The sequence below is a fragment of the Vibrio nigripulchritudo genome (assembly GCF_027924785.1).
Taxonomy (GTDB): Bacteria; Pseudomonadota; Gammaproteobacteria; order Enterobacterales; family Vibrionaceae; genus Vibrio; species Vibrio nigripulchritudo.
Genome location: NZ_AP027050.1, coordinates 886,093 through 903,895, shown reverse-complemented (window position 1 = coordinate 903,895; position 17,803 = coordinate 886,093). Strand labels below are relative to the sequence as shown.

General features: G+C 45.9%; 15 protein-coding genes. 13 read left to right on the top strand and 2 right to left on the bottom strand.

Annotation, left to right across the window (positions count from 1 at the left end; all coding sequences use genetic code 11):
• Positions 1–9 precede the first annotated feature (9 nt).
• Complete coding sequence (locus QMG91_RS22420; protein WP_281832392.1) at positions 10–921, top strand: ADP-ribosylglycohydrolase family protein; 912 nt, start codon at positions 10–12, stop codon at positions 919–921.
• Here the strand turns inward: QMG91_RS22420 and QMG91_RS22415 are convergent.
• Both QMG91_RS22415 and QMG91_RS22410 read right to left on the bottom strand, forming a co-directional pair.
• The gene (locus QMG91_RS22415) at positions 912–2,036 is read right to left on the bottom strand and encodes an ROK family transcriptional regulator (RefSeq protein ID WP_281832389.1); all 1,125 of its coding nucleotides are present in this window, start codon (positions 2,034–2,036) and stop codon (positions 912–914) included. The two genes, QMG91_RS22420 and QMG91_RS22415, sit on opposite strands and share 10 nt — an antisense overlap.
• A 55-nt stretch (positions 2,037–2,091) precedes the next feature.
• Complete coding sequence (locus QMG91_RS22410; RefSeq protein ID WP_281832387.1) at positions 2,092–2,922, bottom strand: glycerophosphodiester phosphodiesterase; 831 nt, start codon at positions 2,920–2,922, stop codon at positions 2,092–2,094.
• Between the two features lie 234 nt (positions 2,923–3,156).
• On the opposite strand from QMG91_RS22410, the gene QMG91_RS22405 reads away from it, so the two are divergent.
• The 12 genes from QMG91_RS22405 to QMG91_RS22350 all read left to right on the top strand — a co-directional run bounded on the left by QMG91_RS22405 (position 3,157) and on the right by QMG91_RS22350 (position 17,590).
• Positions 3,157–4,224, top strand: coding sequence for an ABC transporter ATP-binding protein (locus QMG91_RS22405; RefSeq protein ID WP_004398730.1), 1,068 nt, complete (start codon positions 3,157–3,159; stop codon positions 4,222–4,224).
• Entirely contained in the window at positions 4,221–5,093 is an 873-nt protein-coding gene (locus QMG91_RS22400) for an ABC transporter permease (RefSeq protein WP_281832384.1), read from the top strand. The genes QMG91_RS22405 and QMG91_RS22400 overlap by 4 nt, the downstream gene beginning before the upstream one ends.
• Positions 5,090–5,920 carry an ABC transporter permease gene (locus QMG91_RS22395; protein ID WP_004398734.1) on the top strand — a complete coding sequence of 277 codons (831 nt, stop codon included), beginning with the start codon at positions 5,090–5,092 and terminating at the stop codon, positions 5,918–5,920. The genes QMG91_RS22400 and QMG91_RS22395 overlap by 4 nt, the downstream gene beginning before the upstream one ends.
• Positions 5,921–5,934: 14 nt before the next feature.
• Complete coding sequence (locus QMG91_RS22390) at positions 5,935–7,044, top strand: extracellular solute-binding protein (protein WP_281832382.1); 1,110 nt, start codon at positions 5,935–5,937, stop codon at positions 7,042–7,044.
• 166 nt (positions 7,045–7,210) lie between these two features.
• Positions 7,211–8,437: an ABC transporter substrate-binding protein gene (locus QMG91_RS22385; RefSeq protein WP_281832379.1), complete on the top strand. Its 1,227-nt coding sequence runs from the start codon at positions 7,211–7,213 to the stop codon at positions 8,435–8,437.
• A 21-nt stretch (positions 8,438–8,458) separates the two neighbouring features.
• Positions 8,459–10,882 (top strand): PAS domain-containing hybrid sensor histidine kinase/response regulator, encoded by a 2,424-nt coding sequence (locus tag QMG91_RS22380; RefSeq protein ID WP_281832377.1) that lies wholly within the window; start codon positions 8,459–8,461, stop codon positions 10,880–10,882.
• A 365-nt stretch (positions 10,883–11,247) separates the two neighbouring features.
• Positions 11,248–12,279 (top strand): Mbeg1-like protein, encoded by a 1,032-nt coding sequence (locus tag QMG91_RS22375; protein ID WP_281832374.1) that lies wholly within the window; start codon positions 11,248–11,250, stop codon positions 12,277–12,279.
• 74 nt (positions 12,280–12,353) lie between these two features.
• The gene (locus tag QMG91_RS22370; RefSeq protein ID WP_281832371.1) at positions 12,354–13,433 is read left to right on the top strand and encodes a TRAP transporter substrate-binding protein; all 1,080 of its coding nucleotides are present in this window, start codon (positions 12,354–12,356) and stop codon (positions 13,431–13,433) included.
• A gap of 67 nt (positions 13,434–13,500) precedes the next feature.
• Positions 13,501–14,088, top strand: a complete 588-nt coding sequence (locus QMG91_RS22365) for a TRAP transporter small permease subunit (protein ID WP_004398306.1) — start codon at positions 13,501–13,503, stop codon at positions 14,086–14,088.
• Positions 14,078–15,430: a TRAP transporter large permease gene (locus QMG91_RS22360; protein ID WP_004398305.1), complete on the top strand. Its 1,353-nt coding sequence runs from the start codon at positions 14,078–14,080 to the stop codon at positions 15,428–15,430. Before QMG91_RS22365 ends, QMG91_RS22360 begins: the two co-directional genes overlap by 11 nt.
• A 319-nt stretch (positions 15,431–15,749) precedes the next feature.
• Positions 15,750–15,983 (top strand): hypothetical protein, encoded by a 234-nt coding sequence (locus QMG91_RS22355; RefSeq protein ID WP_281832365.1) that lies wholly within the window; start codon positions 15,750–15,752, stop codon positions 15,981–15,983.
• Entirely contained in the window at positions 15,977–17,590 is a 1,614-nt protein-coding gene (locus tag QMG91_RS22350) for a 5'-nucleotidase C-terminal domain-containing protein (protein ID WP_281832363.1), read from the top strand. Before QMG91_RS22355 ends, QMG91_RS22350 begins: the two co-directional genes overlap by 7 nt.
• Positions 17,591–17,803: the final 213 nt, after the last annotated feature.

Below are 17,803 nucleotides of genomic sequence, written 5' to 3'. Positions count from 1 at the left end.
GAGGCAAAAATGACCCTTTCGAAAGCACAAGAGAAAATAATATTAGGCGCCCTTGTAGCTGATGCGGCTTCTTTGGGATTTCATTGGTTATATGACCAACCCACCATCAAAAGACTCGCCCCTTCAGACCCTACTTTCCAATCTGTTTCCGCATCCGAATTTGAAAACAAAGGCTATTTCGCTCACGCAAATAAAAGCGCAGGAGAACCCTCTCAATATGGTGCGCAACTTTATGCCATGTTGGACTCTTTGAAACGAAAATCGGGTCGCTTTGATTTGAACGACTACGCCTTATCGTTTCAGGAGTGGTTTGACTTTGGAGGAGAATGGGTGGGCTATATCGATAAGCCGACCAAATTAACTCTACTGGCAATGCACTCTGCTCAAGATTCAGAAGCAGAGATTTCCCGATGCGGCGCTGATGATCAGCAATTGCCCGCGGTTTCAAAGCTTCCGCCGTTGATTGCGTATATTGGTGATCATAAGGCACACATTGAGCAGGCTGTGAGGGTAACCAACAACAAAGACAGTGCGGTGCAATGGGCGCTCGCTTTAGCAACAATAATGCAGGCTGTTTTAGATGGCAGTTCAATACGTGAAGCGATCGAGCTTGTCCGATCCAACACCACAGAAGAAATTTCGACACAAATCGATGACGCAATAAACGCATTAAATCTGAGTAGCGTAGAATATGCTCAGAAGACCGGGCTGCATTGCGACTTGTTCGTCGCGTTCCCAGTTATTCTCCACATCCTTTTGACCAGTTCGGACTATCGGAACGCCGTCAAAACCAATATCTACTGCGGTGGTGACAGTTGCGGAAGAGCCATCATCATAGGTGCGATAATGGCAGTGACAGATTCCAGTGACATTCCTGCCGAATGGGTGACAAAAACCCGATTCAAGAGAGATCAGGTCTGATAAGAAAGCGTCTGGAAAAATGGGTACATACTTGCGCCATAAGAAGAAAGGTATATGCCCACTTTTGAGGGCGCAATCTCGGCAACTGGATAATCAAAGCGTTTATCCCACTCGGCTGCCAGATCCATTTCTTTGATCAACGCATCGCTAATCGCCTTTGGTGACGAACCTCCAATCACAATGCACTCAGGATCGAACCAGCTCAAGGTTAGTAGCAATGCAGGCATCAGCCTTTTTGCTGAGCGTTTTATCCAGCTGTCAACAATTGGATGTTCAATATCTGGGATGTCTTCAAGCTTGACCACATCTAGCCCCGCTTCCTGAAGCTCAATGATGAGCTCACGCAAGCAGGGTCTTGGTGCTTCCGAGCGATTAAAATATGTACCAATTTCCCCTGAATTGTTATGCCTACCGGAATGCAGCTTACCGTTCAGAATGACGGCACCTCCAATACCATGACCAATTTCAATCAGCACCAAATGTTTAATATCGTCCCATAGTCCAGAATAGTACTCTCCAACTGCTGCCACTTTACAGTCGTTATCAATCCAGACCGGGAATTCAAAATGGTGCCCGAATGCATCCGCCAGATCAACGTCCTGCCAGTGCGCCATTTGGTTAATGGTGCGGACTCGCTTGCCATCACAAAGGTGTGGTCCCGGCATCGAAACCCCAATGCCAAGAATCCTCGCATTAAGAAGCCTGTGTTTGGCTGTCATTTTAGAAATGGCATCGCGAATTAGAATGATGGTCTCTTCAACAGGTTGAGACTCATCATAGAAAATCTCAACTCTGTCGAGCACTTCGCCAGTAAAGTTGGCCAGCGCAAGGTCGATTCGGGCAATATGGAATGCAACCCCAAACGTAAAAGCAGCATAGGGCGACAGCGATACTGGCTTCGCTGGCTGTCCTCGCCCGCCTTTTACTCTTTCACTTTCCTGAATCAACTGCAGCGTGAGTAGTTCTTTACACAGGGTCGTCACAGAACCAGTACCAAAACCGGTTAATTCTGCGATCTTGGTTCTTGGTAAAGTACCGTGCTGACGTATCACTGCCAGCACCCTCTTCTGCCCTTCAGTCAGGTTAAGTTGAAGTGGTTTGATTGGAGATAGCATCTTCCGTTTGGGTTCCTTTCGATAACAAAGCATGATTTTGGCTTAACTGGCGAGATTACACAGGCTCAAGCCCGGCTTCAAGTACCAGAGACTTAAGCATTTCAATATCATCGTGACTGATCATATCGATAAGCCGTTCCCGTAACCAACCTACCACTTCGCCGTGTACGTCGTAGCCAAAATGGCGATTGAAGTGTTCCGTTGGCGTTAAGCCATTGGACGTCGTTGGCAAGAACATCCTAACGCATAAGCCAGCCTGCTTGTACGCTCTTAAATCATCTACGTGAGCGTGTGGATATTCAATACACACACAATCGGCATTGGACGCAAGAACAGCGTTCAGTTGATCGTTGTATCTTGCCAAAGTGACCACCTGAATATTCAGGTCGGGGATCACTTTCTTTGCCTTATTCAGCAACACATGATCAAAAGCCAGCAACTGAATATAGCCGATGCTTCCGGGAATCGAGCGTAACAAAGCGTGCAGTTGGATAATAAACTCATCCTGACGTTTGCGCTGCTTAACCTCAACAACTAGCCCGACGCCCCTGTCCATTGCCCATACAATGCATTCTTCCAATGTCGGGATCTTTGTGTTTAGGAATTTGTTGTCAAACCAAGACCCAAAATCAAGCTCTCGTAATGCTGAGAAATCCATTTGCTCTACATAACCAGAGCCATCAGATGTTCTGTCCACGCTGTGATCATGAATCACAACAATCTCGTTATCTGATGTCATGGCGACATCCAGCTCAATAGAGTGTGTACCTTCCTGATACGCCCCTTCAAAGGCAGGAAGCGTATTTTCTGGATAAAGGTGGCAATACCCCCTATGACTATTAACAAGAACTTTGCCTTTTCTGGCAACGTGAAACTCAAATGACATATAGTTACCTTATTCTTTATTGAAAAGTTTAATTAAACTGTAATCTATCTGTATGTGATCTTCAATCGGTTATTAATGATTAATTTATCATCATTTTATATCTTTAATTTTCAATCATTTAATGATTACTCATTGATTATAAAGTCAACAAATAGAGACGGATCACAAAAATTTTTAAATTCATTGATTAGCATTAAACTTTGTAGGCAAGTTTAAAAGGAAGAAATTAAGCCGATGTTGCAAATTAAGAATGTAACCAAGAAATTTGGAGACTTTGTCGCTTCTGAAAATATTTCGTTTGAAGCTAAGGCTGGGGAGTTTGTCACTCTGCTTGGACCAAGCGGATGCGGTAAAACTACCCTGTTGAAAATGATTGGGGGGTTTCTCACTGTAGATTCAGGCGAGATTTTGATTGATGGTCAGCGTATTGATCCATTACCCCCAGAAAAAAGAAGCACGGCCATGTGCTTTCAGTCCTATGCGCTGTTCCCACACCTTAGTGTTTCCCACAATATCTGCTTTGGTCTGGTACAGAAAAACATGCCGCTTGAGCAGCAAAAAACGCTACTGTCCGAAGCTATTTCACAGGTTGGGCTGGAAGATCACAAAGACAAGCTACCCGCTCAGCTATCCGGAGGGCAACAGCAGCGCGTCGCGCTTGCCAGGGCTATGGTTATGCGACCTGACGTCATACTGTTTGATGAACCCCTTTCCAACCTCGACGCCAAACTGCGTGAAAGCGTGCGTTTTGAAATTAAGTCGCTACAAAAAGAACAGAACCTCACAACCGTCTACGTGACTCATGATCAGGCAGAAGCACTGGCGATGAGTGACAAAATCGTGGTTCTGAACAAAGGGTCGATTGAGCAAATTGGCACACCTGAAGAAATTTATTATCAGCCTAAAAATCGCTTTGTTGCTGATTTCATCGGTGCAGCAAATATTTTACCTGCAAGAGTAAGCCCGACTGACCAAGCCAACCTGTATAAGGTGGAATGCGAGTTAGGGTCATTTTTAACTGAATCTCAGCAAGCCCCTGTGGCAGAGCGTATTTACATTTGCTGGCGCCCTGAATCCGCTCATCTGGCAAATAGCGATGAAGAAAACTGCTTTCATGTTCAGGTCGAAAACCTGGCCTTTCTGGGGAATGTCACTGATTTGTTCGGGCGTGCTGCCGACGAACCTTGTGGTCAGAAGATCCGCATTCAACTGCATCAGTCCATGTCGAGCCAACCGGGCGATAAAGTGGCTTTTAAAATGAGTCGTAACGCAATTCGCTTCCTAGAGGAGGTGAAGTCGTGAGGGCATACCTTTTTCTCATTCCCGGCTTAGGCATGATCCTGTTTTTAATGGGGAGTGCGTTGTACGCCGTTGTCGCTCAAAGCTTTGGTATGGCAGGTCTGACGGGAGAATCTTCATTCACCCTGCAATACTGGCAGGAAATGATTGCAGACCCCATTCTGCAACGTTCCATCGCTTACTCATTGCGCACCTCTATTCTGGGTAGCCTGGGCGCAATCATGCTCGCCTACCCCATTGCGCTTTGGTTAAGCCGTCCGCTGCCAGCTAAACCTGTCATCATCGGTGTGCTTCGCGCCCCAATGTTCGTCCCGGGTTTGGTTGCCGCGTTTCTGCTCATTAACGTGATCTCTTATCACGGTATTTTTAACGAAGGGCTAATGGCGCTTGGTGTGTTGGAAAAACCACTTCGATTAACCAATGACAAGTTTGGCTGGAGTGTAATACTGCTTCAGGTATGGAAAAACGTACCTTTCGCTCTAATTCTTCTTGGTGGTGCTATCAACAGTATCCGCAGCGATATTCTTAATGCTGCCGATGATCTGGGCGCGTCGCGCTGGGCAAGGTTCCGCCAGATTGTCTTCCCTCTTACCATCCCCGCTTTGCAGGCTTCATTAATACTCATATTTATTGGGGCGTTGGGGGACTTTGCCTTTGCTTCTATAGCCGGTTCCCGTAACGCGTATTCACTGTCCATGCTGATGAACTTCACGGCAACCCAGTACTACGAATGGGAAAAAGCCGCCGTCATCGCAATGGTCATTATGTTGTTGGCTGTTATCTCTGCGGTGGTGATTACCCTAATCACTCAACCTTTCTCCACGAAAACACGCTCCATCATCACCCATATTCAGAGAGGGGAATCGTTATGAACAGCAATCACAAATGGGTGATCTACCTGAGTATCGGATTTTTTGTTCTGGTCAACATCATTTGGCTGGGTGTTCCTTTCGGGATGGCGGTGCTTTGGTCTCTGGTAGACCCATCACATCCGTGGAGTTTCCCCGATATTTTCCCGCAAGTTCTGTCCTTTGCTCGGTGGACAGAGATCTGGGAAACCACTTCGCTGGAAGAAGCGCTGTTTAACAGTTACACAGTGGCACCCGCCGTTGCTCTGGTTACCGTCACTCTGGCAACACCTACGGCTTATGCGTTTGGCAGAATGGAGTTTCGAGGAAAACGAGCTGCAGAGCTGCTTACATTACTCCCTATGGTGATGCCTTCCATGATACTGGCGATTTTCTTCAGTGGAATGTTATTGCAGCTTGGGATTTCAGAACCTTATTTCAGCATTGTGATCGCGCACTCCGTTCTGGCATTGCCTTATGCGATACGAATTTTGAGCGCAGGATTTAAAGCAGTTCCACAAGATGTCATCGACGCTTGTGCTGACATGGGAGCAAGCCGCTTCACCACTTTCCGTCATGCATTTCTGCCGATGCTTAAACCAAGCATGCTGGCGTCACTGATTTTCTGTCTGGTGATCAGTATCGAAGAGTTCAATATGGCTTATGTACTCGGAGCCCCAGATTTTATAACGGTTCCTACCATTTTGTACTCCTTTCTAGGGTACTCGTTCATCCGACCGGATGCGGCGGTAGTGTCACTTTTCTTAGTGATACCTAACGTCATTTTAATGCTCATTATCGAGCAACTTTTAAAAGGAAATTACTTGTCCCAGTCAACGGGCAAAGCTTAGAAGTAGAGGATACTATGTTTAAAATTAACCCCTTGAAGGCGCTGCTGGTCGGCGTAGCCGCATGCGTTGCGACGTCGGCTTACGCTTATGACGTCACTAAGATGACATGGAAGGAAATCGAAGATCAGGCAAAAAAAGAAGGTACCGTCAGCTTTGCGGTCTGGTACCTCCAGCCTGGCTGGCGAGAGTTTGTAAAAGGATTTGAGGACAAGTATGGAATCAAAGTTCGCATCCCCGAAGGCACGTTAGACGGCAACCGAAACAAGCTGATTGCTGAAAGTAAACGTGAAAAAGGGAAGCTGGACGTCATCGCTCTTGGTGCTTCCAACATTAAAATTTTCTCGCCCGAGAAGGTATTGCTGAAACTGGATGTACTGCCGGAAATCGAATCACTCAAGACAGAAAGTGAAGGGTTCGACTCCGAAGGTTACGCGGTCACATTTTGGGGTAACCAAACAGGTATGGCGTACGACCCTGCACGTATTGAAGAAAAAGATTTGCCCCAAAGCTTTGCAGATTTAACGCAATACATACAGAACAACCCTAAATCGTTTGGTGTGAACGATCCGAACGGCGGTGGTTCTGGCGGACGATTCATTGAAGCCGCGATCCGCAGTTATTCTGGTGAGCCAAAAGGCAAAAAGCTGAGTTCTTCAGTGACACAGAAATGGCAGAAAACCTGGGACTGGTTTAACCAAAATGAAGAGCAAATGGTGATTACCGCTTCTAACGCCGATAGCTTAACCCGAATCAACGATGGTGAAATTGTGATTGCTCCTGCGTGGGAAGACCACTTGGCTGGTTTGCAAAAACGTGGCGCAATCACCTCTCGTCTGAAATTCTACATCCCTGAGTTTGGGATGTCGGGTGGTGCAAACTTCGCGGCAATTGCGAAAAACAGCCAACGGAAGGCGGCTTCGGTGCTTTTCTTACATTGGCTGACCAGTGCTGAAACACAATCTGCGCTGAATGCGAAATTTGGTGTCGCACCTCAGCATCCAAAAGCAGATTCCAGTCAGGCTTTGGTTTCTCAGGAAATGCGTAACCGTTCTACTCTGCCATTTAACGCCGTTTACGGTAAAGAGATGAGTAAGCAGTTTACTCAGAAAGTCTTAATGAAATAATCCCCAACAGGCGCTGTTTCAGCGCCTTAATTCAATGAGCTTTGTCCCCAGCAAGGCTCATTATTTAAACATCTGATATCTCTTCAAAGTTGCCTGTTTAAATCCAGATTACTGCCTATACTGTAATAAAATCAATCAACTCATTGCGTTAAAAGGCTTACGGACGATGGTAAAAATTCGCAATCTGCTCGGCATGACATTAGGGCTATTGTTGCCCTTCTCTACTGTCGCTAACGACTCATACATCAATATCTATCTGGATGCTGACCGAACTGGCTACATTGAATCCGCAACCTCTATTGAGCAAGGAATACGCACAGCTTTCGACGAAATTGGTAATACGATTCAGGGTCATGACATCCGCTTTGTCACTCTCGACCATCGAGGAAATTCTGTTCGAAGCAAAAAGCACATGGCGATCTATAAAAAAGATCCCAACGCCTTAGTCATTTTCGCTGGTCTTCATTCGCCTCCACTTATCAAATACCGCCAGTATATTAACGACAATCAGATTCTTACCCTCGTCCCGTGGGCTGCTGGCGCACCAATTACTCGCCATCCAAGCAGTGAAAACTGGGTATTCAGGCTGTCTGTTGACGACACCAAAGCCGGGGCTAGGCTGGCAAACTTCGCCGTGACTCAAGCCCAGTGTAAAAACCCTCATTTGCTGTTAGAGGAAACCCCTTGGGGAAAATCAAACCAGCGTAATATGACTGCTGCCATTAAAGATTTGCTTAACCAGACACCCACCGTGACCTGGTTTAACTGGGGAATCAATGAACCCGGAGCAAGAATCAAGATCCGAGAAGTTCAGCGTTCCGGTGCCGACTGCGTGCTGATGGTGTCCAACGCCGCTGAAGGAAAACACATTGTTAACGCGATGGCGTCATTCCCAGAAGAAGAGCGACTCCCTATTATCAGCCACTGGGGAATCACAGGGGGAGATTTTGCGGTTCAGGTTCCCCATGAGACAAGACAAAAACTGGATCTCTATGTCGTCCAGACCTGTTTTTCCTTCCTGTCCTCGCCCGAAACAGAGCTATCCACCAGTGTGTTAACCCGAGCGAAGGCCCTGTTTCCAAGCCAGATAAAATCCGCCAATGATATCGTGGCACCGACTGGATTTATTCACGGGTACGATTTGAGCAAGTTATTGATTCAGGCTTTATCTGAATTAGAGCTGGAAGGTGAAATGGTCAATAACCGCGACAAGCTAAGAATCGCGCTAGAAAACATTCAGTCACCGGTTCAGGGCTTGGTGAAGCGTTACGACAAGCCTTTTACAACATATTCTGAATCGAACAAAGATGCACATGAAGCGCTAGGGTTAGATGACCTTTGCATGGCAACATTCAATCAGGACAACAACATTTCGGTTATCGCTGGTCGATAGCATTAATACAGGAGCTGTAGTTTGCGACTGCTAAAATCTTTGTCTGCGAGACATTTGTTCGTCACCTTCATCGCAATCGTTGCCGTCTTGTTTGCAGTGATTGGCGGCTTCGCGATCAATCATCAAAGTAAGACAACGATCAGTGCTCTGCAAACCGAAGCATCTAAGGTCGAACAGGAAACCGCCAAGCGCTATTTGAATCAGTACTTACTGGATAGGCAGGTTGCATTCAAGCAGATGTCCACATCCCCCGTTTTGGTGAGTGCAGCAATGGGGAATTCGGTAAACAATCTGGAAATCCGTGACCACATTAATCAGGATCGGATATTCAAAGAATCCGTCAGTGTCGCCCTGTTTGATATCGCCAACGATGTTGTATTCAGCGAAATCAATCTCACTGGGAATAAACTGCTGGCGGCTACCTCCGTTGAAAGAATTTTCTCTCACAATGGTTCTTCCATTGTCTCCCTAATTAAGAAGGGGAGAAAACTGTACTTCTGGATGTTTCTTCCCATCACCTACAACAATTCGGTCGAAGGCGTTCTTCAGGTAGAGTTTCTGTTCAAGGACAAAGAGTTTTTTTCAGCATTGACCAATGATGGACAACGCTGGGTAGCACTTCGTCAATTTGAAACAGGTGTCGTCCCCGAAGCCCCTGAAGGAGTCAACTGGCGAATCGCTGAAGTCCCCATTAATGATTCTGGCTTAACCTTGCTATACGCAGTCAATACCGCTTCTGAAGATAAACAGAGAAGTACCCTGCTTTATCGGTTGGCTACCACCACTTTCATTACCCTTTCGGTCTGTCTTATCGGTTCCTATTTCCTTGGCAGCAAGATTATGGTTCAGCCCTTCGAAGAGCTGGCGAAGTCTCGAAAGAAGCTGGCTGAATCTTCAGAATTACTGAAGCGTCAGGAAGCGGAATCACGCAGGCTGGCAAAGGTCGCGCGCCACGCGAAAGATGTGATCATCATTACCGATACACATGGTCTGGTTACCTGGGTGAACCAAGCATTTACTCAACTGACGGAATATGAACCTAAAGAGATCATCGGTCGTAAACCCGGTTCGCTGCTGCAAGGTCCAGATACCAATCACGAAACCAAACACCGGCTTCGAAAAGCCATTATCGAAAAACGCCACGTACGTGAAGAAATCCTCAATTACAGCAAATCCGGCAAATCTTACTGGATAGACATCGACATTACCCCTGTGCATGACGAACAGGGTCGCCTTGAAGGTTTCATAGCGGTAGAACGGGATATTTCTGAAAAACAGAAGATGCAGGCTTCACTCAAAGAGGCATTAACCAAAGCGGAATCGGCAAACACAGCGAAGTCACACTTCCTTGCCAGCATCAGTCATGAAATCAGAACCCCGATGAACGGTATACTCGGTATTGCTCAGTTAATGCAAAAGACCGAGCTATCAACCATGCAGCGAGAGTACATTGATACGCTTTGTCATTCTGGCTCACACATGATGACGCTGCTCAATGACTTACTTGATTTCTCGAAAATCGAAGCTGGGAAATTGGTTCTCAGCCCCGGTAACTTCCAGCTTCTGCCTCTTATTCAGGAGATAGAGTCCACCTATTCCCCACTATGCACCGATAAAGGGATTGAGTTTGAATGTGTACATTCGATTGATGAATCCGTCTGGCTGTTTGGCGACAAAGAGCGAGTTCGACAGGTTATTGCAAACCTGGTCAGCAACGCGACGAAGTTCACCGAGCAGGGACAAATCAAAGTAGGGTTTGAGGTTCAGTCCAGTGAGCAGCATCACTTGATTGTTCGTGTCGAAGACACGGGAATAGGTATTTCAAGCGATCGGCAGCAGTCCATTTTCGATCCCTTTATTCAGGCAGAGTCCAGTACCACTCGTAGCTATGGTGGAACCGGGCTTGGGCTGGCTATTGCTAAGCAGATTTGTGAAGCCATGGACGGTCAAATTGCGCTCACTAGCAAGTCGGGATTAGGCAGTATCTTCACCGCCTCGTTTGGCTTACGTGCCGGACGCTCTGAGCATGAACTCACCGAGAAACCAACTCAAAGTTATCAAGGTATGGGACGCAAAGTGCTTATCGTTGAAGACAACCGCGTCAACATCATGATTATCGAAAAGTTCATGAAGGCGCGAGGCTTTGAGTGTGATATAGCAATGAACGGGCAAATCGCCGTTGATATGGCAGACAAGAATTTCTATCCAATTATTTTGATGGATAATCACATGCCAGAGATGGATGGCATTCAGGCAACACAGGTCATTCGCGCTCAGGAAGTCAGTGGACAAAGTTCCATCATCATAGGTTGCACTGCCGATGCTTACGCCACAACTCGCGATGCGATGATGAATGCCGGTTGCGACGAAGTATTGGTAAAACCACTCAAAGAAGCCCATCTGGACGACATGCTACATCGACTGCACGACCAGCTCGTTGCCTAATGCTGTGGGATCACTCTAGTTGATCCCGCGAATCCTATTTCAAAAGAGATCCCAATCACACAATTAACCATTCATGTTAAATGGTTGTAAACATCATCCTTCCCTTTCCTTGAATCCAAATCTCTTTATTTTTCTGACATTAAGCTCAATAAATAGCCAAAACAAACCACATCTACCTGTTAGTGCATCAGCAATACGTGACCAAAATCGTATTGAACATGAGCTATAAACACACTAGCCTATCGTTATATTGAGACTTTTGGTCTCAATATAATAAAAAGGATATTCTAATGAACGCCATTACCTACCTACAATGGAATGAATATCACTGAATGGATACAACGATAAGACTTAAGGAAATGAGCATGAAACTGAAATACACGCTTGCGGGAACGATTTGTCTGGGTCTCGCTTCGACTCAAAGTTTCGCCTTAACCACAGATGAAGCCAACAGTGTCGGCGCTTATATTGAAGCCGTACTGGTTCCAAACTACACCAACACCGCAAACTCTACGGGTACGACCTACAAAACTCATCAGCCACCTTCTATCAATAAATCTGCTGATGCGTTGAAATATCTGGAATTTGCCGAAGTTGTACACACCACCAATGGTGCTCCACAAGGCTGGAATCGAGTTGAAAACGTGGTTGATTACGATTCGGGCTTTTACGCGGGTATCTACACCAAATCAAATAAGGTGGTTGTCGCATTTCGTGGTAGTGAACTGGGTACATCAGACTGGGTAACCAACGGCATTATGGTTCAGGACATGGTGCCAGCACAGTACGCGATGGCGATTGAAAAATCGCAAGACATTAAGAACCGATATTCAGGCTATCAGATTCACTATACCGGACACAGTTTAGGCGGAGGCTTAGCCACTGCGGCTGCAATAACAACGGGTGATCCTGCAACCGCATTTGATGCTGCTGGTTTGGCAAATGCCGTGCTGGAAGAAATTAAGCTCGTCCATAGCAATCAAGGTAAACCTTCTAACCAGTGGAACACCAATGCGAGCCAAATTACCAATTACAATTTAGAGGGAGAATTTGTTTCCGATCTCGACTACCAGCAAGATGCCGATACCTTGGGTCCGACATCCAAGCAATACGGTGATATCCATTATTTATCGGCAGATCGATTTACACCTCTGTTTATAGTAAACAACGGATTAACCCGTCACTTTACAACACCTCTCAAAGAGGAGCTGATGTTCTTATCTCAGCCAATCTATCGAGTAAATACGAGCGACTACACCTCCATAGACAACGACATCAACGGTTTCACTGCGATGTTTTATGTCGATTGGACAGACGACACGCTAGACATTCTTTTCTGGCAAACCAACTTCGCCATTAATTCGTTACCAAGCCTTCTGGCAGATCTGGGGCTTTAGCTTACACGCCAATAGTCGTCTCTTATTAATTTATGGGGTAGCCACATCTGCCCCTAATAAAAAAGGTGTTTACTATGAAAACTCTTACTCTTAAATCAAAAAAGCAACGCCTCAATATCGCAATTGCCGTTGCCATTTCTGCTTCAACACTGATCAGTTTGCCTGCATCGGCAAATGAAAAAGTTCGGTGGAAAGTACAAGCGGTATTCGGTACTCATTTGCCAGCACTTGGTGACCCAATCAAATACGTTTCAGAACAAATCAAAGAAGCAAGTAATGGCAACATTCAGTTCAAGATTTACGAGCCTGGGAAACTGGTTCCGCCATTCGGGATAACGGAAGCGGTGAAAAATAAGCAGCTTAACGCTGGCTACACCTGGCTCGGTTACGATCAGGGAAAAATTCCCGCCGCTGCTCTGTTTGCTGCTGTGCCATTTGGGATGGAACCATGGGCTTATGCTTCCTGGTGGTATGATGGAGAAGGCAAAAAACTCGCAGAAAAGCTCTATGCAAAACACAACATCCACCCTGTTTTGTGTTCGGTTATTGGTCCTGAAACGGCGGGATGGTTTAAGAAGGAGCTAAAAAGCCTTAAAGACATTGAAGGGTTGAAAATCCGCTTTGCTGGTCTCGGTGGCAAAGTCATGCAAAAAGCAGGAGCTTCTGTCACCGTTCTTCCGGGCGGAGAAATTTTCCCCGCACTGGAAAAAGGCGCGATAGACGCCAGTGAGTTCTCGATGCCAGCGATAGACCAAATGATGGGCTTCGATAAAATTGCCAAGAACAACTACTTCCCGGGATGGCATCAGACCTTTACTGCGTCTCACCTCGTTGTGAATACCGACACTTGGAATTCATTAACCGATGGTCAGAGAGCAATGATCGACATGGCGTGTACTGCGGGCACTTTCCGCGCTCTGACGCGAGGCGAAGCACTTCAGGGTTCAGTCATCAATGGTTTTGAAGCCAAGAATGTAACGGCAAGACAATTGCCCGAGGATGTTTTGGATCAGTTGAAATCTTTGACCGACGAAGTCATGAGCGAAATTTCCGCGAAAGACGCTGACTTCAAAGAAATCTACCAATCTCAGCAAGCCTTTGCCGAGGAATATAAGGTATGGAAGTCCCGAGCTTACCTGCCAAACAAATATTAGGATTTGCGAATAGTCACAATTTATGGCGCCTTGTTTTGGCGCCAGTTTTTTACGGAGGAAGCTGTACATGAGCTCTGTATTACTGCCAGATTCCAATAATAAGGCACTTCTCAACCACCTACCAGATACTGCCTTGTCTTCTTTGCTGGACAAAATCATTAACCGAGTAAACGACGGCATGATTTGGATCTGGCCACTACTAATGTCCATCATCGTTTTTAACGTACTTATGCGCTACCTGATAGGTGAAGGTCGGGTGGAATTTGAAGAGCTTCAATGGCATCTTTATTCTGCAGGCTGGCTCATTGGTTTGAGCTACTGTTTCATCACCGATTCCCACGTACGCGTGGACATTCTTTACGATAACTTCTCGATAAAAACCAAATGCTGGATTGAGCTTGTCGGTATCCTGACTCTGCTTGCTCCGTTTGTATTTGTGGTTGTCTACTACTCGATTCCGTTCATCGCCTATTCCTGGCAACTGAGTGAAGTTTCAGCCGCCCCTGGTGGTTTGCCTTATCGCTGGTTCATCAAGTCGATACTCTTGGTTGGCTTTGTGTTTCTCTCTTTTGCCGTGGTTTCTCGTTTATCTCGAATCATTGCGGCTTTGATTTCCGGAAAGTTCAGCCGTATGGGAGGGACGAATGGAAATTAATGAGATTCTAGCGATAGGTATGTTTGCCTCCTTTATTGTTCTTCTTTTTTCAGGCTTTCCGGTCGCCTGGATTTTGGGTGGAGTTTCAATTTTATTTTCTGCCATCGCGCTTAGCCTAGATACATGGGCTGATACGTGGATTGGTATAGACTGGCAATACGTTTCCATTGTGATTCCACGTATTTGGGACACCATGAACAATTGGGTTCTGGTTGCGCTACCTATGTTTATTTACATGGGTTTGATGCTGGATCGATCGGGTGTAGCACAGGATCTGATGACGAATCTCGTTCGTTTATTTGGTCGGGTACGTGGTGGCTTGGCAATCACCGTCACTATTGTAGGGTTGCTGCTAGCCGCTTCCACAGGAATTATTGGCGCTGCCGTGGTGCTTCTTTCAGTGCTTGGTATCCCCCTAATGCTTAAACAAGGATATTCCAAGTCTTTGGCTTGTGGCACAGTTTGCGCGACAGGAACACTGGGGATTTTAATTCCGCCGAGCATTATGCTGGTGATGATGGGAGATAGAATTGGGTTGTCCGTGGGCGATCTGTTTTTGGGTGCGCTTTTCCCCGGTCTTCTGCTTGCTGCCCTCTATGTCGGTTACATCGCCATAACGGGTCTTCTTTTCCCTCAAAAAGCACCTCTTGCAGAAAATGCCGAGCCTGTATCAATCTTTGTAATCTTGCAGGTTTTCAAAGCGGTGCTTGCTCCTGCCAGTTTGATTGTGGCGGTATTGGGGTCGATTTTCTTTGGCATCGCGACCCCGACTGAAGCTTCAGGTGTGGGAGCAGCAGGGGCAACGCTTCTTGCCTGGTCGAAAGGTGCATTAAACCGGACGGTTTTGAAAGAAGTCGGTGAAGAAACCACAAAAACGACGGCCTTTATTTTCGCTTTATTTGTTGGAGCAACAGCGTTTTCACTGGTGCTAAGAGGTCTTGGAGGGGATGAATTAATAGAGGGTGCGTTAACGAACCTAGATATGAGCCCTAACGGTATTATTATCGCGATTCTGATTGCCGTATTTTTACTGGGCTTCTTTTTGGACTGGATCGAGATAACGTTAATTGTGTTACCACTGGTAGCACCCGTTGTCTCTTCACTTGGGTTTGATTTGATCTGGTTTACGGTTTTATTCGCAGTATGCCTGCAAACGTCATTCTTAACCCCGCCAGTCGGCTTTGCGCTCTTTTACATGAAGGGAGTTGCGCCAGATGGCGTCACTATAGGTAACATTTATCGGGGCGTTATACCCTTTATTATTCTGCAGGTTATCGCTCTGGGAATTGTATTCAACTTCCAACAAATCGTGACCTGGCTACCTGGAGTGGCTTACGGATAACGAGATAACGAAAAGCGGTTTGCCTTGTATTCACTCATGTGCAGGGCAACATCGCAAGTTGCTGACCTTTCCTGTCAGAAGTCTTTTGAAGATCTTTTTTCTTGGAAGCGATTCTCATTTTTGAGTAGCCAGAACCACATTTAGGTTACATTTTACTTACTCTTATTGATAAATCTCACAGTTTTATTGTAACCAAATAATATTTTTCGACGTTATTCTCAATATTCCTATGTAAGTTCAAAAAAATTTTCATTTCAAACCTATAATGAGGAGCTGTGAAAACGCCAACCTTCTAATAATCAAATTGTAGGGACGAAAAATGAAAACTAGCCCATTGGCATTGGCCATCTTGTCGGCAGTGGTTGCTTCAGGATGCGCAACAAGCAAATCGAATACTTCTCCATTCGATCTGACAATCTTACACGTTAACGATCACCACTCGCACTTAGAGCCTTCTCGTCAAAAGCTCAAGCTAGCTGGTCAATCTACTTATGCACAAGTTGGTGGTTTCCCGGCACTGGTTACAGTGCTGAAGCAAATGAGAATGTGCTAAAACTCCACGCGGGTGATGCAATCTCAGGTACCCTTTACTACGCGCTGTTCAAAGGCGAAGCAGATGCAGCCTTGATGAACCACGCGTGTTTCGATGCTTTCGCACTTGGTAACCACGAATTTGATGATGGCGATGCAGGTCTTGCGCGCTTCCTTGACTGGTTGAACGCGGGCAACTGCCCTCCTGAAGTTCTTGCAGCAAACGTTATTCCTAAGCAGGGTGTTTCTCCACTTGCTCAAAATTCTGCAAATGATTACTTCAAGCCATACACTATCAAACAATACGGCGACCACAAAATCGGTATTGTTGGTATCGACATCGCTAACAAGACGATGAACTCATCAAACCCAGATGAAACAACTCAGTTCTTGAACGAAGTTGAAACAGCGCAAAAATACATTGATGAGTTAGTGTCTAAAGACGTTTCTAAGATCGTTCTTCTGACGCACTACCAGTACTCAAATGATTTGCAACTTGCAGAAGCTCTGACAGACGTTGATGTGATCATCGGTGGTGACTCACACACATTGCTTGGTGACTTTGACGCAGTCGGCCTTAAGAGCGAAGGTCCTTACCCAACACTAAGAACCAACAAAGACGGCGATCAAGTTTGTGTCGCTCAGGCTTGGCAATACAGCCAGATCCTAGGTGAACTAACAGTTTCCTTCGATGGCAACAAAGTCGCGTCTTGTTCTGGTACTCCTCACCTGCTAATGGGTCAAGACTTTAAGCGTAAAGACTCAAACGGTAAACGACAGCCTGTGACTGGTGCAGAGCTAGAAGCAATCGTTGCAGACATTAATGCTCAACCAAACCTGGTTCAGGTTACGCCAGATGCAGCAACACAGAAAACACTGTCTGCTTACTCCCAGAAACTGGATGAGTTGAAAGACAAAGAAATCGCTCAGTCAACAGAGCTACTTTGCTACGAGCGTGTTCCTGGTCAACAAAAACACAACGGTGCAGACGGCTGTGATACTCACACCATCCAGCACGGTTCTCAAGTTGCTGACCTAGTGGCGCAAGCGTTCCTGGCTGAAACAAAGCGTGCAGACGTTGCAATTCAGAACGGTGGTGGTGCTCGTGCAAACATCACTCAAGGTAAGTTCACTGTCGCTGGTGCAACTAAAGTACTTCCTTTCAACAACACCATGGTTAATCTGACCATGACTGGTGCTCAGGTTAAGAAAGTACTGAACGAAGCGGTAGATAAAGCGTACCTAGAGTTTGTAGATAACAGTGCAGACGGTTCTGACGGTGCATACCCATACTCAGCAGGTATTCGTTACGACGTAGACTTCAACCGCCCTGCTGGTCAGCGTGTCCACAATTTCGAAGTTAAAGCGAAAGGTGACGGCACTTGGTCTAAGCTAAGTGACGACAGAGAACTGGTTGTTGTAACTAACAACTACATCGCTGGTGGTAAAGATGGATACCTAACCTTTGGTGAAGTATCAGCTGACAAGTCTAAGTACGAAGACACTTTGAAGCTCTACACCGAAACCTTCATCGATTACGTTCGTGGTTTGACGGCTAACGGTCAGAAAATCAAACCTGTTGCTGAAGCAGATCGTAGTACACAGAAGTTCACTCCAAAAGCAAACTAATTGCTAACAAAGTCGACCAAGTTAATTGCTTGGTCGACTTTTACTTCTTAGAAATAGTATTTCTACTATCCCAGCTAAGCATATTAAAAATTTTAATATAAGATACAAGTTTCATTATCTAATATAAATCCTGCCATTACCTTAAATTAGAATGATTCTTAATTACATGTATTAAAATGAAATGAGAAGTGTATTTCACAATGATGCTTCCAT